This is a genomic window from Rhizobium sp. BK176, from assembly GCF_024808055.1.
Window position 1 is genome coordinate 129,226 of record NZ_JANUBV010000004.1, and the last position, 22,256, is coordinate 151,481.

At 61.5% G+C, this 22,256-nt stretch carries 19 protein-coding genes; 6 read left to right on the plus strand and 13 right to left on the minus strand.

Going from position 1 to position 22,256, the window contains the following annotated elements:
- Positions 1 to 567 precede the first annotated feature (567 nt).
- Entirely contained in the window at positions 568 to 993 is a 426-nt protein-coding gene (locus FHT76_RS16045) for a DUF882 domain-containing protein (protein WP_183753229.1), read from the plus strand.
- 15 nt (positions 994 to 1,008) lie between these two features.
- Here FHT76_RS16045 and murJ read toward each other — a convergent pair whose 3' ends face one another.
- The 4 genes from murJ to mutS form a co-directional block, all read right to left on the minus strand.
- The gene (murJ, locus tag FHT76_RS16050) at positions 1,009 to 2,589 is read right to left on the minus strand and encodes a murein biosynthesis integral membrane protein MurJ (RefSeq protein WP_183860528.1); all 1,581 of its coding nucleotides are present in this window, start codon (positions 2,587 to 2,589) and stop codon (positions 1,009 to 1,011) included.
- Between the two features lie 10 nt (positions 2,590 to 2,599).
- Positions 2,600 to 5,509: a [protein-PII] uridylyltransferase gene (locus FHT76_RS16055; RefSeq protein ID WP_183860526.1), complete on the minus strand. Its 2,910-nt coding sequence runs from the start codon at positions 5,507 to 5,509 to the stop codon at positions 2,600 to 2,602.
- Between the two features lie 105 nt (positions 5,510 to 5,614).
- Positions 5,615 to 5,890, minus strand: coding sequence for a hypothetical protein (locus FHT76_RS16060; RefSeq protein ID WP_183860524.1), 276 nt, complete (start codon positions 5,888 to 5,890; stop codon positions 5,615 to 5,617).
- A gap of 3 nt (positions 5,891 to 5,893) precedes the next feature.
- Positions 5,894 to 8,626, minus strand: a complete 2,733-nt coding sequence (gene mutS, locus FHT76_RS16065) for a DNA mismatch repair protein MutS (RefSeq protein ID WP_183860522.1) — start codon at positions 8,624 to 8,626, stop codon at positions 5,894 to 5,896.
- A 111-nt stretch (positions 8,627 to 8,737) separates the two neighbouring features.
- Here mutS and FHT76_RS16070 point away from each other — a divergent pair, with 111 nt between their 5' ends.
- A complete protein-coding gene (locus tag FHT76_RS16070) occupies positions 8,738 to 11,023 on the plus strand; it encodes an NADP-dependent malic enzyme (protein WP_183860520.1) in 2,286 nt (761 codons plus the stop codon).
- Positions 11,024 to 11,077: 54 nt separating this feature from the next.
- Here the strand turns inward: FHT76_RS16070 and FHT76_RS16075 are convergent, their stop codons facing one another.
- The 5 genes from FHT76_RS16075 to FHT76_RS16095 all read right to left on the minus strand — a co-directional run bounded on the left by FHT76_RS16075 (position 11,078) and on the right by FHT76_RS16095 (position 16,845).
- The gene (locus tag FHT76_RS16075; RefSeq protein ID WP_183753217.1) at positions 11,078 to 11,953 is read right to left on the minus strand and encodes a GNAT family N-acetyltransferase; all 876 of its coding nucleotides are present in this window, start codon (positions 11,951 to 11,953) and stop codon (positions 11,078 to 11,080) included.
- A gap of 109 nt (positions 11,954 to 12,062) precedes the next feature.
- Entirely contained in the window at positions 12,063 to 14,333 is a 2,271-nt protein-coding gene (locus tag FHT76_RS16080) for an ATP-binding protein (RefSeq protein WP_183860770.1), read from the minus strand.
- A 55-nt stretch (positions 14,334 to 14,388) separates the two neighbouring features.
- Positions 14,389 to 14,892, minus strand: coding sequence for a signal peptidase II (gene lspA / locus FHT76_RS16085; protein WP_183860518.1), 504 nt, complete (start codon positions 14,890 to 14,892; stop codon positions 14,389 to 14,391).
- On the minus strand, positions 14,889 to 15,749 hold the full coding sequence (locus FHT76_RS16090) for an RNA methyltransferase (RefSeq protein ID WP_183860516.1): 861 nt from the start codon (positions 15,747 to 15,749) through the stop codon (positions 14,889 to 14,891). The genes lspA and FHT76_RS16090 overlap by 4 nt, the downstream gene beginning before the upstream one ends.
- Positions 15,739 to 16,845: a class I SAM-dependent methyltransferase gene (locus FHT76_RS16095; RefSeq protein ID WP_183860514.1), complete on the minus strand. Its 1,107-nt coding sequence runs from the start codon at positions 16,843 to 16,845 to the stop codon at positions 15,739 to 15,741. Before FHT76_RS16095 ends, FHT76_RS16090 begins: the two co-directional genes overlap by 11 nt.
- A gap of 117 nt (positions 16,846 to 16,962) precedes the next feature.
- Between FHT76_RS16095 and FHT76_RS16100 the strand changes: the two genes are divergently transcribed.
- Both FHT76_RS16100 and FHT76_RS16105 read left to right on the plus strand, forming a co-directional pair.
- Positions 16,963 to 17,415: a carbon monoxide dehydrogenase subunit G gene (locus tag FHT76_RS16100; protein ID WP_183860512.1), complete on the plus strand. Its 453-nt coding sequence runs from the start codon at positions 16,963 to 16,965 to the stop codon at positions 17,413 to 17,415.
- A 9-nt stretch (positions 17,416 to 17,424) separates the two neighbouring features.
- Positions 17,425 to 17,898: a GNAT family N-acetyltransferase gene (locus FHT76_RS16105; RefSeq protein ID WP_183860510.1), complete on the plus strand. Its 474-nt coding sequence runs from the start codon at positions 17,425 to 17,427 to the stop codon at positions 17,896 to 17,898.
- A gap of 18 nt (positions 17,899 to 17,916) precedes the next feature.
- On the opposite strand, the gene FHT76_RS16110 is transcribed toward FHT76_RS16105, so the two are convergent.
- The 4 genes from FHT76_RS16110 to sppA all read right to left on the minus strand — a co-directional run bounded on the left by FHT76_RS16110 (position 17,917) and on the right by sppA (position 20,707).
- Entirely contained in the window at positions 17,917 to 18,822 is a 906-nt protein-coding gene (locus FHT76_RS16110) for a S1C family serine protease (protein ID WP_183753205.1), read from the minus strand.
- A gap of 149 nt (positions 18,823 to 18,971) precedes the next feature.
- Positions 18,972 to 19,304: a lipopolysaccharide assembly protein LapA domain-containing protein gene (locus FHT76_RS16115; protein WP_183753204.1), complete on the minus strand. Its 333-nt coding sequence runs from the start codon at positions 19,302 to 19,304 to the stop codon at positions 18,972 to 18,974.
- 123 nt (positions 19,305 to 19,427) lie between these two features.
- On the minus strand, positions 19,428 to 19,727 hold the full coding sequence (locus FHT76_RS16120; RefSeq protein WP_003544934.1) for an integration host factor subunit beta: 300 nt from the start codon (positions 19,725 to 19,727) through the stop codon (positions 19,428 to 19,430).
- A 26-nt stretch (positions 19,728 to 19,753) separates the two neighbouring features.
- On the minus strand, positions 19,754 to 20,707 hold the full coding sequence (sppA, locus tag FHT76_RS16125) for a signal peptide peptidase SppA (protein ID WP_183860507.1): 954 nt from the start codon (positions 20,705 to 20,707) through the stop codon (positions 19,754 to 19,756).
- Positions 20,708 to 20,918: 211 nt separating this feature from the next.
- Here sppA and lptC point away from each other — a divergent pair, with 211 nt between their 5' ends.
- Together lptC and FHT76_RS16135 are read left to right on the plus strand one after the other, a co-directional pair.
- Positions 20,919 to 21,584, plus strand: coding sequence for an LPS export ABC transporter periplasmic protein LptC (gene lptC / locus FHT76_RS16130; protein ID WP_183860505.1), 666 nt, complete (start codon positions 20,919 to 20,921; stop codon positions 21,582 to 21,584).
- 13 nt (positions 21,585 to 21,597) lie between these two features.
- Positions 21,598 to 22,221 carry an LptA/OstA family protein gene (locus FHT76_RS16135; protein WP_016552527.1) on the plus strand — a complete coding sequence of 208 codons (624 nt, stop codon included), beginning with the start codon at positions 21,598 to 21,600 and terminating at the stop codon, positions 22,219 to 22,221.
- Positions 22,222 to 22,256 lie beyond the last annotated feature (35 nt).

Sequence of the window (22,256 nt, forward strand, 5' to 3'; positions counted from 1 at the left end):
TCGGACGGGGCGCTGGAAATTGCCTCGCTGGAGTAAAAACAATATGGCGCTTCCCAGCGCCCCGTTCGGCGGTTTATGCCCGCAACTCCGGTCCCTCTGCCGCCTTGCCCGAGGAAGCTTTGCTTCCCCTGGGGGCCATGTGTGCCACACAGGCACGTCCGGGGCTCAACTCGACGCCGGATTCGCGCGATCGCCGCCGTCCCCGGAGGGAGACCATTTTCTGCGGACCCGGTGCATGAGGTTTTGCGTCCTACCCTCACCCCCCGCGCCGGTCCCGCCTCGCCGCAACGCCTTGCGGTGTATCCGCGACAGGAGGGACGAATTCTAGGATCGGTCCAGATGTCGGGGAAAATTTGCCGAGATTCTTTTTTTGTGAATATGTCTCACAAACTGCGAGCAGAAAATTCGTACCTCTTTTGAGGTATTTCTAACCTATCAATTAGCAGTAAATTATGGCGATGTTCCGTAACGGTAGGTAAACAATTTCACAAAAAGGCCATTTTTAGGGAGATCTTTCCATTCGCCAAAAATTGCGCCACCGCGGCGTATTTCGAGGGGAGGGGAACCATGCAATCCGCATTTTCCATCGCACTCGCCGGCCTGTTCTGTCTGTCGTGTTTCGACAGCGCCGACGCGCAGAATGTCAGAAGAGTGACAATCCCGTCGCTCAAACACAAAGAAACGCTCGCCTACTCGCTGCAGACCGTCAGCGTTCAGGCGAACTGCTTCCCGCCGCAGCTGCGCGGCATTCTCACCTACATAGCCGCTAAGACCGGTCGCCGCCCGATCGTAACCTCCGGGTTTCGCTCGCGTGGTCGATCGCATTCCCAGCATCGCAGTTGCGCTGCCGCGGACATTCGAATTCCCGGGGTATCCGAACGAACGATCATCGCGATTGCCGCTTCGGCTCCCGGCATCGGCGGGATAGGCCGCTACTGCAACGGGATAGTGCATGTCGACATCGGCCCCAGCCGACGATGGACCTATTGCTGAAGCATGCCGGACCGCTTAGCCGTCCACCTTTGCGGTCGGCTTGCGGTTCAGGTTGCGACGGATCATGCCGAGGTTCGCGCCGCCGATCAGGAAGGCTGTCGCGAAGTAGACAGCCATGGCGATGACGATCAGAAGGCCGAGCGTGCCGACCTTCGTCGCCAAATGCGCGCTCGAGGCAAGCCACGGCTCCCAGCGGTGCTGAAGGTACATGATGACGCCGCCCATGACGGCCGCGGAGACGACCAGCAGCGCCGCACGCCGCGCCAGCGCCCATTCCCAGATGAGGTGACCGCGGCGCAGCAAAGTCGTGAACAGAAGCACGGTGCTGATCCAGCCTGCCGTTGCTTCCGCAACCGCAATGCCGGGAGCGCCGATGAACGGGAACAGCGTCAAAGCCGTCGCACAGTTGACGCCAACGGCAACGGCGGAAAAACGCATCGGCGTCCTGGTGTCCTCGCGCGCATAGAAACCCGGCTGCAGCGCCTTGATCAGTACGAAGGCAGGGAGACCGACGCCATAGACCGCGAGGATGGAGCCGACGATCGCCGTGTTTTCCTGATGGAAGGCGCCACGTTCATAAAGGACGCGGATGATCTCGTCGGAGAGGATCCAGAGCGCAAAGGCGGCCGGGATTGTCAGGAACAGAACGAATTCCATCGACCGGTTCTGCAAGTTCGCCGCCTCGCGCAGATTGCCGCCCTTAAGCGCGCGCGCCAATTCCGGCAGCAGCACCACGCCGACGGCAACGCCGACGACGCCGAGCGGCAGCTGGTAGATGCGGTCCGCATATTGAAGCGCGGCGATCGCACCCTCCTTGCTGGAGGCAATCGCCTGGCCGATCATCTGGTTGATCTGGGTGATGCCACCGGTGACGGCGGCAGGCACCGCGAGGATCAGCAGCCGCTTGACGTTCGGCGTAATGCGGGGAAAGCGTAACCCGATGCTCATGCCGGCATGCAGGACGCCGAGATAGACGACGACGAGCTGTAGGATGCCCGCGACGAGCACGCCCCAGGAGAGATACCAGGCTGTCTGCAGCGGTTCAGCGCCGGTGTAGAGCGCGTAAAACAGCGCCCCGATCATCACCACGTTGAGGAAAACCGGGGCGATGGCTGCGGCGAAGAAGTGATGCAGCGAGTTCAGCATCCCGCTCATCATCGCCGTCAGAGACATGCACATCAGATAGGGGAACATCACCGCCGCCATGCGGACGGTAATCGAGAATTTTTCCGCATCGTCGGCAAAGCCCGGCGCGATGACGAAGCGCACGAGCAGCGGCATGCAGAGTTCCATCACGATGGTGATGAGCAGCAGCACCGAAAACAGCACGCCGAAGACTTCCTCGGAGAAGCGCTTGGCTCCGTCAGTGCCGTTCGCTTCGATTTCCTTGGCAAACAGCGGCACGAAGGCGGCGTTGAACGCACCTTCGGCGAAGAGCCGTCGGAAAAGGTTCGGAAACCGGAAAGCGGCATAGAAGACGTCGGCCATCGGGCCGGTGCCGAGGGCCGCGGCCATCAGCGTTTCACGGGCAAAGCCGAAGATGCGGCTGCCGAGGGTGGCGCCGCCGACGGTGGCGAATTTTCTGACGAGGCTCATGCGATTGGGCTCATGCGGGCGAATCCGCCTTCTTGTCTGTCTGCATCGCGGCCCGGACAGGAGTCGGTTGCGCGATGATGCCGGAAGGCATCCGTTCGCGCAGTTCGTCCTGTTCCTCGGCCATGACGGCCTTGAGGCGTGCGGTGATGTTGGCGCGCTTGCTGTCGCCCGAGATCTTCTGGCCGACGAGGTCGGTCACGTAGAAGGTGTCGATCACCTTCTCGCCGAAGGTGGTGATCCGCGCCGATTGAATGTCGAGCGAAAGGTCCGAGAGAACCGCGGTGATTTCCGAGAGCAGGCCCGGCCGGTCAAGGCATTCGACCTCGATGACGGTGAACTTGTTCGACAGGCTGTTGGAGATGTTGACCGACGGCGGGATGACGAAGGCCTTGCTCTTCTTGCGGTTCTTGGTCCGTGTCGCAATTACCTCGGGCAGCCGCTTGCGGCCGGAAAGCACGTCTTCGATCATACGCCCGATCGTGCCGGCACGACGCAGCTCGTCGGCGTCGTCCTTGAACTCGCGGCTGACATGGATGGTATCGAGCGCGCGGCCGTCCGAGGTCGTGAAGATCTGCGCATCGACGATGTTGGCCCCCGCCGCCGCGCACGCACCGGCGATGACGGCAAGAAGGCGCGGATGGTCCGGCGAGAGCACGGTGATCTCGGTGATCGCGTGGAAACTGTCGGTGCGCACCATCGTCGCCAGCGCCTGGCCCGCCTTGTCCGCCTGGCGGATGAAGCCGGCGTGCCGCACCTGGTCTTCCAGCGGAACCGAGAGCAGGTAGGGCTGATAGTGCAGCTTGCTGTAGATCTTGCGGTCCTTCTGGCTCCAGTCGGAGAGCGCATTGTAAAGCGCTTCGGCCGCGAAGTTGGCGCGCTCCTTGCGCGACACTTCCGAGAAGCCGCCGGCAAGCAGCAGTTCGGTTTCGTAGTAGAGTGTGCGCAGCAGCTGGCCCTTCCAGCCATTCCAGACGCCGGGGCCGACGGCGCGGATGTCGCAGATCGTCAGGATCAGCAGCATCTTCAGCCGGTCAAGCGACTGCACCACATCGGCAAAGTCGGTGATTGTCTTGCGGTCGGTCAGGTCGCGGGTCTGCGCGACCATCGACATCGCCAGATGCTCCTGGATCAGCCAGACGACCATCTCCGTCTGCTTCTGCGACAGACCAAAGCGAGCGCAAAGCTTGCGGGCGACGCGGGCGCCGGCAATCGAATGGTCCTCCTGGCGGCCCTTGGCAATGTCGTGCAGCAGCACCGCGACATAGAGCGCCTCGCGGTCTTCAATGCCGGGCATCAGTTTGTTGGCAAGCGGATGCAGATCGTCTGCCTTGCCCTTGTCGATTTCCGAGAGCACGTCGACGGTGCGGATCAGATGCTCGTCCACCGTATAGTGGTGGTACATGTTGAACTGCATCATCGCGACGATCTTCCCGAACTCCGGGATGAAGCGGCCGAGCACGCCGGCTTCGTTCATACGGCGCAGGATCAGCGCCGGGTCGCGCTTCGAGGTCAGGATCGACATGAAGAGGCGGTTTGCCTCGTCGTTCTCGCGCAGATTGTTGTCGATGAGGCTGAGCGAGCGGGTGACGCGCTTCAGTGCGTCCGGATGGAATTCCAGCCCGTTGATATCGGCGACATGGAACAGTCGAATGATGCTGATCGGATCCCGCTTGAACACATCGGGGCTTGCAAGCGCGATGCGGCCACGATCCTCGACGAACTCGGTGCTGCCGGCGATCTTGCGGCTGCGGTGTGCGAAGCGGCTGATGACGCCGGTCAGACCCGGCGTCGACTTCGCCTGCTGATCCTCGAGCGCCGCGCAGAGAATGCGCGTCAGGTCGCCGACATCCTTGGCGACAAGAAAATAGTGCTTCATGAAACGCTCAACGGCCGAAAGGCCAGGGCGCGCATGGTATCCGAGTGCTTCGGCAATCTCGCGCTGGATGTCGAAGGACAGCCGCTCCTCTGCCTTGCCGGTCAGGAAATGCATGTGGCAGCGCACCGCCCAGAGGAAGTCGTCCGCCTTCTGGAACAGGTGATACTCGTGCTTGGAGAGGACGCCGAGCGGCACGAGCTCAGCCGTGTCGCGGACGTGATAATAGTATTTCGAGATCCAGAAGAGCGTGTGCAGGTCGCGCAGGCCGCCCTTGCCTTCCTTGACGTTCGGCTCGACCAGATAGCGCGTATCGCCGGCCTTGCGGTGGCGCTCGTCACGCTCGGCAAGCTTGGCGGCGATGAATTCGGGGCCGGTGCCGGTGACGATTTCCTTGTCGAAACGCGTCTCAAGCTGCGTTTCCAGCGCGCGCAGGCCGCAGATGTAGCGCATCTCGAGGATAGCCGTACGGATAGTCATGTCGGACTTCGACAGTGCGATGCACTCTTCCAAGGTGCGCGTGGCATGGCCGACCTTGAAGCCCATGTCCCAGAGGACATAGAGCATGAATTCGACCGCCTTGTGCGTTTCCTCCGCCGGCTTCGGCTGGAACAGGAACAGGAGGTCGATGTCGGAGCCCGGCGCCAGCGTGTCGCGGCCATAGCCGCCGACGGCGGTGACGGCGAACTTGTCCTTCTGCTTCGGGAAGACGTGCGCGCAGACGAACTCGTAGAGAACCGTGATGATCTGGTCCTGCAGCCAGGAAATCCGGCGGGCGCAATTGATGCCGCTGCCATCGGCCGAAAGCAGCTCGCGCGCCTTCTGCCGACCCTCGCTGCTCGCCTTTTTGAGGATCGCCAGCAGATCCGACCGCATGACGTCGGGCCGAGTCTTGTTGGCCTCGGCGACCGCGTCGCACATCTTCCGGAGATAGTCGGTGTCGAGGATATCGGAGAAATCGATTTCGTTCGTCGTCGCCATGCGCGGGGCGGCTTCCTCTTCGCGCGGGGCAGCCGCTTCGTGCTGCACCTCTCGTTTCGTCTGCATGCGCTATAGCCTCTTTGCCCACCGATGACACGGGCTTTCCTACTGCAGAACGTTTAATTTTGGCGAAAAGGTGTTGCCGCGCCTGAAACCTGCGGCTTCAACCCATCAGGCGGCGATCTGCGCCCGCACGGAATAGAGCACCTGCCGCGTTTCGCTGGTGATCGCCTCCAGGGTCTCTTGGTCGCACTCGCGGTAGCCGGCTTTGGCGACACAGGAGGAGAGTTCCAGAATCCTGGCGCAGCAGCGGATGATTTGCAGCAGGCCGAACGGCGAGGCCCAGCCACGCGGATTGCCGCGCTCGTCGGCAAGCCGCAGCGCTTCAAGCGCGCTGAAGATCGCCGCAAGCCTTTGGGTCTCGTTGAACAGCCGGTCCATGAACATCGGTCAGCCCTGCTTCAGCTTCTTCTTGAGCTCGTAGAGCGCGTCCATGGCTTCGCGTGGGGTCATGTCGTCGAGGCTCATGCCCTTCAATGCTTCCTCGACCTTCGAGGGACCGCGATTGGAATCCTCGCGGCGCACTGCCACTTGGAAGAGTGGCAGGTCGTCGATGAGCTGGCTTGCCGGGTTCTTGCGGTCGGCGTCCTCGAGCCGCGTCAGCACATCGCGGGCGCGGGACACTACGGAAGCCGGCAAGCCGGCAAGCCGGGCGACCTGGATGCCGTAGGAGCGATCGGCGGCACCGGGACCGACTTCGTGCAGGAAGATCACGTCGCCGTCCCACTCCTTCACGCGCATCGTCGCATTTGATAGCCGCGCAAGCTTTTCCGAAAGCACCGTGAGTTCGTGGAAGTGGGTTGCGAAGAGACCGCGGCAGCGGTTTGCTTCGTGCAGATGCTCGACGGCGGCCCAGGCGATGGAGAGGCCGTCGAAGGTTGCGGTGCCACGGCCGATTTCATCGAGAATGACCAGGGAACGGTCGGTCGCCTGGTTGAGGATCGCCGCCGTCTCGACCATTTCGACCATGAAGGTCGAGCGACCGCGCGCCAGATCGTCAGAGGCGCCGACACGCGAGAACAGCCGGTCGACGATGCCGATATGGGCCGAGGTGGCCGGCACGAAGGACCCCATCTGCGCGAGGATCGCGATCAGCGCGTTCTGGCGCAGGAAGGTCGACTTACCGCCCATGTTCGGGCCGGTCAGCAGCCAGATCGCGCCATCCTTGCCGTCGGAAACGGGCGAGAGATCGCAGTTGTTGGCGACGAACGGGCCTGACGATTGCCGCCTGAGCGCCTGTTCGACCACCGGATGGCGGCCGCCCTCGATCGCAAACATCTTCGAGCCATCGACGAGTGGTCGGCAGTAGGCCTGTTCGTCGGCAAGCAGCGCCAGGCCAGCAGCAACGTCGATGACGGCCAGTGCGCGGGCGCCCGCCTTGATTGCCTCCGCTTCGGCTACGACGGAATCCGTCATGCGGTCGAAGGCCGCCAGTTCGATCGCGAGCGCCTTGTCGGCCGCATTGGCGATCCGGCTTTCCAGATCAGCAAGCTCGGTCGTCGTGAAGCGCATCGCGTTCGCCATCGTCTGGCGGTGGATGAAGCGCCCCTTGGCCTCGGGCGTATCGGTCATCGGCCCGGCATTGCCGGCGGTCACCTCGATGAAGTAGCCAAGGATATTGTTGTGCTTGATCTTCAGCGACTTGATGCCGGTTTCCTCGGCATATTGCAGCTGCAGGCCGGCAATCACCCGACGCGATTGATCGCGAAGCGCCCTGACCTCGTCAAGTTCGGTATTGGCACCGTCGCGCAGGAAGCCGCCATCGCGCTTCAATAGCGGCAACTCGTCGCCGAGCGTCTCGGAAAGCAGTATCGCAAGGCCGGAGGGCAGGGCCTGAAGGCTGGAAAGCGCAAGCTGCAGTTCTTCCGGCAGCAGCGCGTCGGACAACAGCCGACCGATATCGCCCGCAGCATTCAGACCTTGGCGGATGGCGGCAAGGTCGCGGGGCCCGCCACGGTCGAGCGCCAGGCGCGAGAGCGCGCGCGGCATGTCCGGAACATGCTTGAGATGGTGGCGCAGGTCGCCACAAAGCGACGGCTCCTCCATCAGGAAGCCGATGGAATCCAGACGCTCATTGATGCGGACGGGATCGGTCAGCGGCGACATCAGCCGTTCGGCAAGCAACCGTGCTCCGCCACCGGTGACGGTGCGGTCGATCGCCTTCAGCAGGGAGCCGTTGCGATCGCCTGACAGCGTGCGGGCAAGTTCGAGGTTGGCGCGGGTCGCCGGATCGATGAACAGCGTGGACGCGCCGCTCTCGCGCTCCGGCCGTCCGAGCGGTGGCCGTTCGGCGATCTGCGTCTTCTCGACATAGGCGACGGCCGCAGCAGCGGCAGCAAGCTCGGCACGCGAAAAGGTGCCGAAGCCGTCGAGTGTCGAGACATTGAAGTAGCGTGCGATCCGCCCTTCGGCCGTGGCACTGTCGAAGAGCACAGCCGGCTGCGGAACGGCGGTGCGACCCAGCACGTCGAAAACAGGCTTCAGTTCGGGATCGTGAAAGATAGTATCGGGCACGATCAGTTCGCGCGGGTCGATACGCAGGATATCGGCAAGCAGCCGCGAGCCTTCAGTCTCGGCCAGCCGGAAAATCCCGGTCGAAATGTCGATCCACGCAAGCGCCAGCACAGGCTCGGCGCCGGCGCGAATCCGGGTAAGTGCCATCAGATAGTTCGATTCCGATGGTGAAAGCAGCTTTTCCTCGGTGATCGTGCCCGGCGTCACCAGGCGGACCACGTCGCGCTTCACCACCGATTTCGAGCCACGTTTCTTGGCCTCGGCCGGGTCTTCAACCTGCTCGCAGACGGCAACCCGGAAGCCGAGTCCAATGAGTTTCTGCAGATAGTCGTCGGCCGCATGCACCGGCACGCCGCACATCGGGATGTCCTGCCCCATGTGCTGGCCGCGCTTGGTGAGCGTGATGCCGAGCGCACGCGAAGCGTCCAGCGCATCCTCGAAGAACAGCTCGTAGAAATCGCCCATGCGATAGAACAGCAGCGAGTCAGGGTTGTTGGCCTTGATCTCGATGAATTGCTCCATCATCGGCGTTGCCGAGGCACGGCTTTCTTCCGTGGCCAGTTCGGCAGCCGAAAAGGCTTCTATTCCAGTGTCTATTCGTTCGTTCACGGAGATGCATTTTTTCCAAAAAAGAGGTGCCAACCCTAGCTGCCCGCCGCTATAGATGACAACTGCGATTGAGGAAGAGCAAGGCGTCACCCACAAGACGTTGGAGGAAAAATGCCCGATACCGAGAAGAAGCAGCGGCCGGTTACATCTGTAACCGACAACGAGGCTCTTGAGTTCCACGCCATGGGGCGGCCCGGAAAGCTGGAGATCAACGCCACGAAGCCGATGGCGACGCAGCGCGATCTGTCGCTTGCCTATTCGCCTGGTGTGGCCGTTCCGGTGAAGGCAATCGCCGCCGATCCGGCGACCGCCTATGATTACACCACGCGCGGCAACATGGTTGCGGTCATCTCCAACGGCACGGCGATCCTCGGCCTCGGCAATCTCGGCGCACTGGCTTCGAAGCCAGTGATGGAGGGCAAGTCGGTGCTCTTCAAGCGCTTTGCCGACGTCGACTCGATCGACCTCGAAGTCGACACCGAGAATGTCGACGAATTCATCAATTGCGTGCGTTTCCTCGGACCTTCCTTCGGCGGCATCAATCTCGAAGACATCAAGGCGCCCGACTGCTTCATCATCGAGCAGCGCCTGCGCGAGCTGATGGACATTCCTGTTTTCCATGACGACCAGCACGGGACGGCGATCATCGCGGCTGCCGGCCTCATCAACGCGCTGGAATTGACCGGTCGCGACCTGAAGACGACGAAGCTCGTCTGCAATGGTGCCGGTGCCGCCGCCATCGCCTGCGTCGAACTGATCAAGGCGATGGGCTTCGCCCCCGAGAATATCGTTCTTTGCGATACCAAGGGTGTGATCTATCAGGGCCGCACTGAGGGCATGAACCAATGGAAATCGGCGCATGCGGTCAAGACCAAGGCACGCACGCTCGAGGAGGCCATGAAGGGCGCGGATGTCGTCTTCGGCCTCTCGCAGAAGGGAGCCTTCTCGGAGACGATGATCCGCTCCATGGCCGATCGTCCGATCATTTTTGCCATGGCCAACCCCGATCCGGAAATTACCCCGGAAGAGGTCGCGCGCGTCCGCGACGATGCCATCATGGCAACCGGTCGCTCAGACTATCCGAACCAGGTCAACAACGTTCTCGGCTTTCCCTATATCTTCCGCGGCGCGCTCGATGTTCGTGCGACCACGATCAACGACGCCATGAAAATTGCGGCCGTCGAGGCGCTGGCAAACCTCGCCCGCGAGGACGTGCCTGACGATGTCGTTGCCGCCTACCAGGGCAACCGCCCGCGCTTCGGCGCGCAGTACATCATTCCGGTGCCGTTCGATCCGCGGCTGATCTCGGCGATCCCAGTTGCCGTGGCGCAGGCAGCGATGGATAGCGGCGTCGCCCGCAAGCCGATCGCCGACATGGCAGTTTATGCCCGCGAGCTGTCCGCCCGTCGCGATCCCATCGCCTCGACCTTGGCGAGCCTTTACGAGCGCGTACGCCGCCGCCCGAAGCGGGTGGTTTTTGCGGAAGCGGAAGAAGAGCAGGTCATGCGCGCAGCAATGTCCTATGCCAACCAGGAACTCGGGACGGCAATCCTGCTTGGCCGCGAGGACCTGATTCAAGCGACCGCGGAACGCGCCGGTATCGATCTCAATCGGCCGGGGCTGGAAATCGTCAACGCGCGCATCTCCACCCGCGTCGAAACCTATGTCGACTATCTCTATGCGCGCTTGCAGCGCAAGGGCTACCTGCATCGCGATGCCCAGCGCCTGATCCACCAGGACCGCAACCACTTCGCCGCCTGCATGGTGGCGCTTGGCGACGCCGACGGAATGGTCACCGGTATCACCCGCAACTATTCGACGGCGCTCGAAGACGTGCGCCGCTGCATCGATATGAAGCCGGGGCACCGCGTGATCGGCGTATCGATTGCGCTCTGCCGCGGCCGAACAGTGTTCGTCGCCGATACGGCGGTTCATGACATGCCGAACGCCGAGGAGCTCGCTGATATCGCTGTCGAGGCCGCAGGCTTTGCGCGTCGCATGGGCTATCAGCCGCGTGTTGCCATGCTGGCCTATTCGACCTTCGGCCACCCGTCGGGCGAACGCTCCGAGCGTGTGCGCGAGGCTGTAAAGATCCTCGACAAGCGTCGCCTTGATTTCGAGTATGACGGCGAGATGGCGGCTGACGTGGCGCTGAACCGCAGGGTGATGGAGCAGTATCCGTTCTGCCGTCTGTCAGGGCCGGCCAATGTGCTGGTCATGCCGGCTTTCCATTCGGCAGCGATCTCAACGAAGATGCTGCAGGAACTCGGCGGTTCGACCGTCATCGGCCCGATCCTCGTCGGTCTCGACAAGGCCGTTCAGATCACCTCGATGGGCGCGAAGGATTCCGATATTGTCAACATGGCGGCGATCGCGGCCTACACGGCCGGATCGTGAAATAAAGACGGAGCGGGAGGCATCCTCCCGCTCCGTCTTTTCATCCGTTTGAAATCAGCTCGCGAACCGTCCGGCGTCGGCGCCGTAATAGTTTAGGTAGCGATCGGAGATGCTTGATATCGGCAGGACGATCAGAACATCCGTCGTGTTGAAGGCCTTGTCGACCACGGCGGTCGAACCGACCATGGCGCCAAGGCGCAGATAACCCTTGATCAGCGGCGGCAGTGCCATCAGGGCCCGCTTCGGGTTGACGGCTTCGGCCGGCATCAGATCCATATCGCGAGCCAGATGCGGAAGGGCGCTGACCGCCCACTCGTCCTTGGCGGCGACGTTGTGATGCAGGAAGGAAAGTGCCAGCGCATGGCTTTCCGGATGGATACCCGGGAAGGACGCGCAGCCGAACATGGCGCTCATGCCATGCTTCAGCGCATAGGCCCAGTTGCCCTGCCACAGAAGCTCGACCGTACGCTTGGTGCGGTAATCAGGCAGCACGCAAGAGCGGCCGAGTTCCATGAACCGCTTATCCGGGTGGCGGGCCAGCAGCTCGTCGATGGCGAATTCCGAAGCCGAGTAAAAGCCGCCGTTTGCCATGGCAACTTCCTGCCGGAGCAGGCGATAGGTGCCAACGATCTGGTCCTCGCTGTCGCCCTCGATCGAGCGGTCGAGCACGAGCAAATGGTCGCAGAACGCATCGTAGGAATCGAAATCGCGTTTGCGGCGCATGGCTTCCTGTGAAAGCTCGGCACCCATTTCTTCGACGAAGACACGGAAGCGAACGGCCTGTGCGGCGTCGATCTCGCTGGAACTACGGGCGAGGCGGGTCTCGAGATTGCCGATGCGGCCGAGAATGTCGCCTTCCTTTGGCGCAAGCGTGCTCGACGGCCGATGAACCTCGGCGACGGCGGCACAATTGAAAGCGTCTGCGGACATGGCGATTCTCCCGTTGCCGGCTTTTGACACGCCATAAAACACTTATGTACGACAGGAAAGTGACATCATGTCGCCGTCACACTTAAGCAGCGTGCCGGTCTCTCGGTGGTTACCGTGCTTCCGCGCGGCGGGCCGAAAGCGCAGCAACGGCTTGGACTTCCGTCAGCAACCTTATCGGGTCAACTGGCTTTACCATGACGCGGTTTGCGCCATTCAGCAAGACCTGTCTACGGGATTCGTCGCGCTTGTCGGCGGTCAGCACGATGATCGGGACCGGGGGAACATCAAGCCGGCGCTCATGTCCGCGTAGCCGGCCAAGCATGTCGATGCCATCGCCGCCCGGCATGGAAAGATCGCTGATGACGATATCGGGGCGTGCGCTTCCTTCCGACAGCGCGCAGTCGAGAAGCGTTTCGAAGTGGTCGACATGCTGGACGGTATGGCCGGCTTTCTCCAACATGGCGCGAATGAGCATCGCGTTGATCGGGTCGTCTTCGGCCAACAGGATTCGCAGCCCGCTCTGGATGCCCGCCTCCGGGATGACGACGCTGAATCCAGGCTGGTTGTCGTTCAGAGCGTCACGCTTCTCCATGCCGCGCATCCTGCCGCGCAATACGTCGATCAGCGACTGCTCTCGCAGCGGCCGTATCAGCCATGCGTCGAAGAGGTCGAGCGCATGGGCGTTGCGCTCCTCGGGGTTGACCAGGAAGATCTTGCGCAGCCCCAGTGCAGCGATTTCCGCGCGATCGGCGAGGTGGTCGGCAAATTCTCCCGACATGCGGTGGTCGACGATAATGTCCGTTGGCCGGCATCCGCGCGCCGTCATGGCAAGCAGCATCGCATGCGCGCTCTCGCCATCAGTGACCAGGTGGCAATCGCCGCCGAGCGTTGTGATCGTCTCAGAAATCGCCAAGCACGCCGCGCCGGGTGGCGCCAGCAGCAGGACGACGCTGCCGGCAAGCACCGTATTCCGGCGCGCGCGGTTTTCCTCCGGAATGTCGATCGGAAAGCGGATGCTGAACTCGCTGCCGGTGCCTCTTTCGCTCGAGACCGCGAGCGAGCCGCCGAACTCGCGCATGATGCGGGCAGAGATCGACAGACCAAGTCCCGTCCCGGCACTCTTGTCGACCGTGCTTCCGCCCTGCTCGAATTCACCGAAGATGCGGTTCTGTTCTTCCTCGGTCATGCCGGGGCCGGTGTCGTTGACGCTGATCAGCACACCATTGCCCTGCTGGGATGCCCGCACGAATACGCCACCCGCCTGCGTGAATTTAACGGCATTGCCGATGACGTTGAACAGGACCTGACGTAGGCGTGCCGGATCGAAGCTCATCAGTTCCGGCAGGTCGGAGGAAACGGTTGCGCCGATCTCGATGCCCTTTTCGTGGGCGCGGTGGGCGAGCATCTCGACCACGCTCTCGAGCAGCTTGCGCAGAGATTCTGCCCGGGGACGGAGCTGAAAACGACCGACCTCAATCGTCGAGAAATCGAGCAGGTCCTCGACCAGTTGCGTCAGTGCATAGCCGGATTGGCGAATGCCGGTGAGGTAGTTCTGCTGTTCCTGGGTCAGACGGGTCTCGCTCAGCAGGTGCGTCATGCCGAGGATGCCCGAAAGTGGCGTGCGGATTTCATGGCTGACGGTCGCAAGCAGCCGCGATTTCGCGGCACTGTTATATTCGGCTTTCTGCCGCGCCTCTTCGCGGGACTGCGCTGTTAGCCGTTCTTCGGTCACATCGCGGGCGATGCTCTGCAGCAACAGCCGTCCGTCGCCGGGATCGCGGGTCACGACGTCGCGCCAGACGTAGATGCGCTGGCCCTCAGGCGTCGAGATCTCCACCTCGAAGCGGTGCGGTGCGGGACCCGGACGAAAGGCGATCCCGATCTCCTCACAGGTCAGCCCTTCCGGATTGAGGCGACCGGTCAGCCGACGGAACATCTCGTTGGCGCCGACGATGCGCCGGTCCATGCTGCGTGTGACGGTAATGTCGCCAAGCGCGTCATGGATATCGGCGAAGAGAACCGCGCCTTGGCTCCACGCGGGAGAAACGCCAGTCGAGGGGCTCCGCGTGCTTCTCCGTTTGGTGGCCGAAAAGACTGCAAGAAGGGCCATGGCGGATAGGGCGGCAACGCCAAGCCCTATCGAAAGCACCGGGGAAATACCGGCTTTGGATATGGCAATGAGGATCAGACCGGCAACAAGCCCAAGTCCGCCCAACCACCATGACAGAAGCTTGCGGCCTATCCGGCGACGATGGGGTTGTGGCGAAACGAGCCCGGTTTGCGGGTCAACAGCATCCAAAATCCACGCGCCATGGCGACGAGCGGTACGCCGCCCAAATGCGGCGGCAAGTCTTTCGTGCAATTGACCGAGACTTTGCATGGTCGCGGGATAGCACAACGGCGGTTCCAAATGCCTTCAGCAAATCGCTAGGATTTTAACGGTCTGCGTTTTTAGGTTGTATCAGCTCGTCAAGAATCACGCATCCCGCGCCGATCGTGATAAAACTGTCGGCTAGGTTGAAGACGGCGAACGACCATGTCTCGGTATGAAACAGGATGTAATCGATCACATGCCCGTAGAGGAACCGGTCGATCAGGTTGCCGAGCGCGCCGGCGATGATCAGCGCATAGCCGAGATGAGCAAAGGTGCGCTGCTTGCCAGTGCGGTGCCAGAGCCAGATGACGAAAGCGACGATAACAAGGCGCATGCCGACGATGAACCACCCGTCCATGCCAGAGAGCATCGAGAAGGCGACGCCGAGATTGTACGTCCGGTAGAGCGCCAGCATCGGGATTAGATGCACCGGCTCCTGAAGTGGCAGCGTACGGTCGACGACGATCTTGACGATCTGGTCAAGCACGACGGCAATGACGATGAAGATCAGGATCGGCAGCGGCCTGGCAAACAGCGTCGGGCGCTCTAGCGTCTGTTCGGTCATTTGGCCTCGTCGAGTGAGAGAAGGTGACGCCGTGCCTCGAAGAGCATGACGGCGCTGGCGACGGCAAGATTGAGGGAGTCGGCGCGGCCCTGCTGCGGAATACGGGCAAGCGCATCGGCTTCCTTTGCAAGATGCTCGGGCAGCCCAGACTGCTCGTTGCCCATCAGGATCACCACCGGCTTCTTCTTGTAGTCGATCGTGCGGTAGTCGACCGATCCGGCCAGGTGCGTCGCGACGACGGAAACGCCGGCGTGCTTCTTCCAGGCGATAAATTCTTCCGCCGTGGCGCGTGCAACGGGAACGGCAAACACCGAGCCCATGGTGGCGCGCACCGTTTCCAGCGAGAAGGGATCAGTCGTTTCGCCGACGAGGATGACGCCGGAGGCGCCGGCAGCATCCGCGGTGCGAATGATCGTGCCGAGATTGCCGGGGTCGCGCACGCGGTCGAGGGCAATCCAGGTTTCGCCTGGCTTCGGGTGGATCTCGCGCAATGGCTTCCAGCGGCTTTCGAAGATGCCGACCACCATCTGCGGATTGTCGCGGCGGGTGATCGAGGAGATCACCTTCTCGCTGACCTCGAGCACCAGGCCACCCGAGGCGACGGTCTTTGCCGCCATCTGCTCGACCAGCGGCTTGCCCTTGGCTGCCTTGGCGTAAACGAGGGTGCGGATTGTCCAGCCGAGTTCAATGGCATCGATGACAAGCTTCAGCCCTTCGGCCATGAAGGTACCGCTCTGCTCGCGGTTTTTCTTGTCGCTAAGCGCCTTGATGTCCTTGATGATAGGATTGGCGAGCGAAGTGACCTCTTTCACGTGCCCGACCTTATGCGGGCCGTGGCCCCTGTGTTCATGGCTCATTTGGGTACCAACGGGAGAAGAGAGAGGTGGAAAGGGCGCGGCCCGGCCTATTGCCGTCCAGCCCGGCCTCGCGAATGACAAGCTCGCCGGATTCGACGACACCGCCGGCCCCGCGCATGGTCTCGCGCATCAGTTCGTGGATCGAATAGAAGCTGGCGCGGATCGAATAGGCGGTCAGCACGAGCCCGACAGCCTTCGGAGACAGGATTTCGCGGCAGATGTCGAGCATTAGCGGTAGGTGGGCGAAAAGATGCCAAACCTCGCCGTTCGGGCCGCGGCCGAAGCTTGGCGGATCAGTGAGGATGATGTCGTAGGTGTTGCCGCGGCGTTCTTCCCGCAGGATGAACTTCATCGCGTCTTCGCAGATCCAGCGGATCGGCGCCTTTTCCAGTCCGCTCATCGCCTGGTTTTCGCGTGCCCAGCCGATCGCTTTCTTGGAAGCATCGACATGCGTAACCTCGGCGCCCGCAGCGGCGGCGACGAGCGAGGCGACACCGGTGTAGCCGAACAGGTTCAGAACCTTCAATGGCCGCTTGGCGGCCTCGACCTGCTGTTTCATCCAGGTCCAGTGGGCGATCTGCTCGGGAAAGACGCCGACGTGGCGGAAAGAGGTGAAGCGGCCGAGAAAATCGACGCCGAGCAGATTAAGCGGCCAAGTCTCGCCGAGCGCTTCCTTGGGAAAGCGCCAGCGCCCGGTGCCTTCCTCGTCGGTGTCGCCGGTGAAGACGGCATCGACTTTCTCCCAGGCCTGTTTCGGCAAGGACGGCTGCCACAATGCCTGGCCCTCCGGGCGCACGATCCGGTAGGGGCCGTATTGCTCCAGTTTCTCGCCATTGCCACTGTCGATCAGATGGAAGTCGCCTGCGCCGAGGGACTCGAGGATAACGGGCACGCGTTCAGCCGGACGTTCGCCAGTGCGCACCATCAGCGGCCGGTCGATTGCCGTCGGCACGGAAGCCGGTTCGCGCACCTTCTCACGAACTGGCGCTGGCTTCGCTGCCGGCTTTATCGGCCGCTGGCCGCGATCGTCAGGGCGGCGTCCGCCCGAGGGGCCGGCGGCGGATTTCTGGCCAGGCCGGCGTTCTTTCTGTCTCACGTGATTTTCCGCGTGCTTCAATTCGATAGAACTCGTGCAAATAGCATCCTGTTTCACCTTGGCAAAGCGCTTTCGGGCTGTGATAAATTGAGGCAGGTCGAAATGGGAGGATTTCGGATGGACTTGACCGGCGAAGAACGGATTACCGCGCCTCGCGATGTCGTATGGGCAGCGCTCAATGACCCGGAGATATTGAAGCAGTGCATTCCGGGCTGTCAGAGCCTGGAAATGAAGTCCCCAACCGAGCTGACGGCTGTGGTCAAGATCAAGATCGGTCCGGTTTCGGCAACCTTCAACGGAGAGGTCACGCTTTCCAATATCAACGCGCCGGAAAGCTACACGATCTCAGGCGAAGGCAAAGGTGGTATCGCCGGCTTTGCCAAGGGTGGCGCCGATGTGGTGCTGAAGGACGAGGGCAACGAAACGGTCCTGCAGTACGAAGCAAAAGCCCAGGTCGGTGGAAAGATCGCGCAGCTCGGCGCACGACTGATCGACTCGACCTCCACGAAGCTGGCGCAGCAGTTCTTCTCGAGTTTCAACGCCGCCGTCAGTGCCAAAGCCGCAGAATAAGGGTCGGAATTGACAGATCTCTCCGTTCAGACGCAGCCGCAATCCGTCAAGTGGACGATCAGATCGCCACGGGAATCGGATCTGGAAACTCTGGCAGACATTTATCTCGCCGTGCGCCGCGAGACCTTTGCGTGGGTCGATCCAGCCAGCTTCCGCCACGATGATTTCAGGGCCCACACACAGGGCGAACATCTGTGGCTCGCGGAGGCGCCAAACGGCGAAATCGCCGGCTTCATGACGTTGTGGCCGCCGGACGATTTCATTCACATGCTCTATGTCAGCAGATCCTGGCAGGGGCAGGGCGCCGGTGCCGCGCTGCTCGCGGCGCTCCCCGATTGGCCGCATAACAAGTATCGCTTGAAATGCCTGGTGAAGAACAACCGCGCCAAGGCCTTCTATTGTTCGAAAGGGTTCGTCGTCACCGGATCAGGCACATCGGCGGAAGGCGACTACGAGGAGATGAGTTTTTATCCAGACGCGTAGAACCACGCGTCTCCGACCCTATTGCAACTGCGGCTTTTTCAGGAACTGATTGCGGTCGGCGGACCTGATGCGCAGCCACGCCTCCCGGCCATCACGCAGCACGCGCATCGGGATTTCCGCGCCCGCCGGACCGCTGCTCCAGACCTTGCGATAGAAATCGGCAAGTCCATCGACTTCGCCATCGCGGATTTCGGAAATGATGTCACCTCGCCGCAGGCCGGCGGTATCCGCGGGGCTGCCTTCAGCGACGCTCATCACGATCACATCGCCGTTGCTTTCCGCCGAGAAGGCTCCAAGCCACGGCCGCGGCGGTTTGTTGACGCGCCCGCGCGTCATCAGGTCGTCCAGAATTGGTGGAAGCAGGTTGATCGGCACGATCATGTTGATGTCGGCGACCTCGCCGTTCTGGCTCATCTGCAAACGCAGCGAACCGATCCCAAGCAGCTTGCCCTCGGCATCAATCAGGGCGGCGCCGCCCCAGGACGGGTGCGCAGGCGTGGTGAAGATTGCCTCATCCAGAAGATATTCCCAGTAGCCGGCGAATTCCTGCTTTGCAACGATCCTCGCCTCCACGAATTGGCCGATGCCATCCGCCAATACGACGGGATCACCGAGGCCGGCTCCGGTCCCGCTTCCGAATTCCAGGGCCGGCAGGCCGAGGTCGCCGAGAGCCTGCAGCAGGCCGAACCCGGTCTCCTGATCATACGCGAGCGGATGGGCTGCGATCACCCGCCCGTCAAGCGTCGTCAGCCAGACTTCCTCGGCTTCGGTGATCAGGTAGCCAATGGTGAGGACCAGCCCGGATGAGTTGATCACGACGCCGCTGCCTTCGCGGCGTGTGCCAAGTGTGCCTGCTGTAAAGGCGTCTTCGGGAATTGATGAGCGGACGGCCACGACTGACCGCAGGATTTCGTCGATATTCATGGTCTCATCCTCGCAAGGCGCCGCGCGTGTGTCGTAGAACGACTGTGCCTAGCAGATGTGCAGCGGGTCTACTTTGTATAGCTATGAAGCTGGGGCGATGGCTGCAAGTGCTTGCCCCGCCGAATTTCAGCCTCGCTTCGGGCGAGCTGTCACCGCGACGGCAGCTGTCCGGCAATTTCCTCGGCGCGGTTTTTGTGCCGATCCGCCTCTGCCTGCCAGCGAACCGCTTCCTTAGCCTCGGTGCGAGCGCGCTTGCGATATTTGCTCTGGTTGAACCAGGTGGCAGCCGAACCGACGACCATGCCGATGATCAGCGCGATAAAGATGAATACAAAGAATGGCGCCGACAGCGAGAGCACGCGGTCTTCCGGCAGGAAGGGATTGAATGCGAGCGTAACCACCTGCCTGTTGGCGACGCAGAAGACAATGAGGATGATTCCGAGTGGCAGCAAAATCAATAGGTTGGTGATCTTTTTCGCCATGCTCGGCCTCCGTATTTCAACGCCCACCGCCTTTGGCGTAGCGCTTTGATCTGGTCAGCAGGATAGTGGGCCGAGAGCCAAGTTCAAGTGCAGGCTTGCCGCAGGCAGTCGTGATCGCGAGGATCAATCCTCTTCGTCGGCCTGTCCCGGGTTGAGACGCTCGCGCAGCTCTTTGCCGGTCTTGAAGAAGGGAACCCACTTCTCCTCGACGAAAACGGTATCGCCGGTGCGCGGATTGCGGCCGGAACGGGAAGGGCGATTTTTGACCGAGAAGGCACCGAAACCGCGCAGCTCGACGCGGTTGCCCGCCGCGAGCGCATCGGTGATCTCGTCGAGCACCGCGTTGACGATATTTTCGACATCGCGATGGTAAAGATGCGGGTTGCGAGCTGCAACAATCTGCACCAGTTCGGACTTGATCACTTCTGCCCCCTTAAATTATTGATTTCTTATTGGTCATTGCCAACCTGCCAAACTGAAAGGAGCCCGTCAAGGAGCAACTTTTGGGGCAGAATTCCACCAAGGTCCCGCGCCTTGGCAAGATTGTCGTAGCCGAGCAGTGTCAGGATTTGAGATGCGCTGTCTGCGAGCAGGAAGGGTGTGCTGCTTCGCTTGTCCCAATCGACCTCCGGTAGGCTCTTGCTGACCTTGCGCGTCTCCAGGTAGGCGCGGATCTCGTCATCCCCGCCGATCTGATCGATCAACTTGGCCTTCAAGGCCTGACGCCCGGTGAAAATCGTGCCATCCGCCAGTTTTAGCACCTCATCACGCGGCAGCTTGCGCCGCTCGGCGACGAGATCGACGAACCACCCATAGCTGTCGACGATCATACTGTTGATCATCGCCTTGGCCTCCTCGCTCGCCGGATGGAACGGCGAGGGTTCGGCCTTCAGGGGCGAGGATTTGATTTCTTCAAGCGACACGCCGATCTTGTCCAGCAGCGGCTTGACCTGCGGATATTGGAAGATCACGCCGATCGAGCCGGTGATCGAGCTGTCGCCGGCAATAATCATGTCGCCGGCAGTCGCGATCATGTAGCCGGCGGAAGCGGCCAGCGTCCGCACGTCGGAGACGACGGGTTTCTTGGCGGCGATGGCGCGGATAGCCTTGAAGACCCTTTCACCGCCATAGGTCGTGCCGCCGGGCGAGGAAATGGAGACGACGACGGCCTTTACCGCATCGTTCTTTTCGATCTTCTTCAGTCGCTCCAGCAACTCGTCATCATCGGTGATCAGTCCGGAAATGGTCACGTGGGCGACGTGTGGCCGGCTGCGTGGGACGTCGCCGATGAAGGCGCTGTAGGCGGCAAAGCCCAGTGCCACGAGCAGCAACACCGCGACGACGCGCCAGAAGCCGACCTTGCGGCGAAGCCTGCGGCGATCGGCGATCATCGAACTGTCCATTAATTCCTCCAGGGGGTGGCGAGCACGCACGACCCCTAACCTTAGGGCTATTGCGCCGTTCGGACACGTTGATTTTACACGTTCCGGCGCCTTTGTTGCTTGTTGCAGAAAAAAATCCATATTGGCAAGTCAGTGTAATAATGCGAAACGAACTGTGATCGGGCGCGGCAACGCCTATATAAGCTGCCCGATCACGGACATGGACCAGGTTATGCTCAATACATTGAACACCAGCGGAAAGGCCGACTATGCGGCGCCGAAGCGAGGCGCCTATGTCGATGCGCGCTTCCATTCCGCACGTGTACGCCGCCTGAAGGTCATTCTGCCGGTGGCGGCCGTCGTGGTGTCGCTGGTCTTTATTGGTGTGTCTGTTATCCGCACCTATCTGCCGGAAAATATAAAGATCGAGGGCGCCAAGATCGAGAACGGCAAGGTCGTAATGGAAAAGCCCGCCATCTCGGGCCGCAATTCGGACGGGATCAACTATTCGATGCTGGCCGAACGGGCGCTCCAGGATATCAAGAATCCGAACCTGATGACGCTTGAGAAGATCAAGGCTGCGGTGCCGATGAAGGACGACCTGATCGCTCGCGTCGAAGCGACGTCTGCGGACTACGATCGCGCGACCGACAATCTCGATGTTCGATCCCCCTTTGCCATTCTGTTGAGCAACGGCCTTACGGCCAAGTTCCAGACCGCCAAGGTGGATATCAAAGGTGGGAAACTCACCAGCGAGGATCCCGTAAGTATTCAGAAAGATGGCGCCTCTATTGTTGCGCAGTCGATCAAGATGACGGATAAGGGGCAGACGATCACATTCGAGGGGAATGTACGCATGAATGTCGATCCGTCCGCTATTCACAAACAGGGCACTTAACAGCCGGGTCACCATGACAAACGATTGTCGCATTTCTACCCGCAAGGCGGGAGCAGTATTTTTCAATGGCGCGGTCGCGCTGCTGCTGTTGGCCGGAGGCGCCCTGGCGCAGGCAACGACCAGCCAAATGGACGGCCTGAAGCTGAACAGGGACGAACCGATTCAGATCGAGAGCGACAAGCTGGAGATCCACGATCAGGAGCACACGGCCGATTTCACGGGCAATGTGAAGGTCGTACAAGGCAAGACAACGCTGCAGGCCGGCCACATGACGGTCTATTACAAGCCGAAGGCCGATCCCAACGCGGCGCCGGCCGCTGGCGCCAAGAAGGCTGCACCCGCCCAGAACACCTCGGCGTCGATTTCATCGGGAAACACGGATATCGATCACATCGTGGTCACGGATAAGGTGTACCTGACCTCGGGCACGCAGACAGCGACCGCCGACAACGGTTCGTTCGATATGGCCAAGCAGCTGTTCATCCTCAAGGGGGACAAGGTTGTCTTGACCGATGGACCGAACGTCTTTACGGGCTGCCAGTTGACGGTCCACATGGAAACAGGTCAGGCACAGTTGGACAGCTGCGGGGGGCGCGTCCAGATCCAGCTTGATCCGAAGTCACAGAAACAGAACTGACCCCGGCCTTACCACGTGAAGTTATTCTCGCTATC

Excerpts from the sequence above, each read along its gene's own strand:
- FHT76_RS16115 (WP_183753204.1), bottom strand. The coding sequence starts at position 19,304 with ATGGCGAAAAAGATCACCAACCTATTGATTTTGCTGCCACTCGGAATC.
- FHT76_RS16070 (WP_183860520.1), top strand. The coding sequence starts at position 8,738 with ATGCCCGATACCGAGAAGAAGCAGCGGCCGGTTACATCTGTAACCGAC.
- FHT76_RS16075 (WP_183753217.1), bottom strand. The coding sequence starts at position 11,953 with ATGTCCGCAGACGCTTTCAATTGTGCCGCCGTCGCCGAGGTTCATCGG.
- FHT76_RS16100 (WP_183860512.1), top strand. The coding sequence starts at position 16,963 with ATGGACTTGACCGGCGAAGAACGGATTACCGCGCCTCGCGATGTCGTA.
- FHT76_RS16110 (WP_183753205.1), bottom strand. The coding sequence starts at position 18,822 with ATGAATATCGACGAAATCCTGCGGTCAGTCGTGGCCGTCCGCTCATCA.
- FHT76_RS16045 (WP_183753229.1), top strand. The coding sequence starts at position 568 with ATGCAATCCGCATTTTCCATCGCACTCGCCGGCCTGTTCTGTCTGTCG.
- lptC (WP_183860505.1), top strand. The coding sequence starts at position 20,919 with ATGCTCAATACATTGAACACCAGCGGAAAGGCCGACTATGCGGCGCCG.
- sppA (WP_183860507.1), bottom strand. The coding sequence starts at position 20,707 with ATGGACAGTTCGATGATCGCCGATCGCCGCAGGCTTCGCCGCAAGGTC.
- FHT76_RS16060 (WP_183860524.1), bottom strand. The coding sequence starts at position 5,890 with ATGTTCATGGACCGGCTGTTCAACGAGACCCAAAGGCTTGCGGCGATC.
- lspA (WP_183860518.1), bottom strand. The coding sequence starts at position 14,892 with ATGACCGAACAGACGCTAGAGCGCCCGACGCTGTTTGCCAGGCCGCTG.
- FHT76_RS16135 (WP_016552527.1), top strand. The coding sequence starts at position 21,598 with ATGACAAACGATTGTCGCATTTCTACCCGCAAGGCGGGAGCAGTATTT.
- FHT76_RS16055 (WP_183860526.1), bottom strand. The coding sequence starts at position 5,509 with ATGCAGACGAAACGAGAGGTGCAGCACGAAGCGGCTGCCCCGCGCGAA.
- FHT76_RS16090 (WP_183860516.1), bottom strand. The coding sequence starts at position 15,749 with ATGAGCCATGAACACAGGGGCCACGGCCCGCATAAGGTCGGGCACGTG.
- FHT76_RS16080 (WP_183860770.1), bottom strand. The coding sequence starts at position 14,333 with ATGCAAAGTCTCGGTCAATTGCACGAAAGACTTGCCGCCGCATTTGGG.
- murJ (WP_183860528.1), bottom strand. The coding sequence starts at position 2,589 with ATGAGCCTCGTCAGAAAATTCGCCACCGTCGGCGGCGCCACCCTCGGC.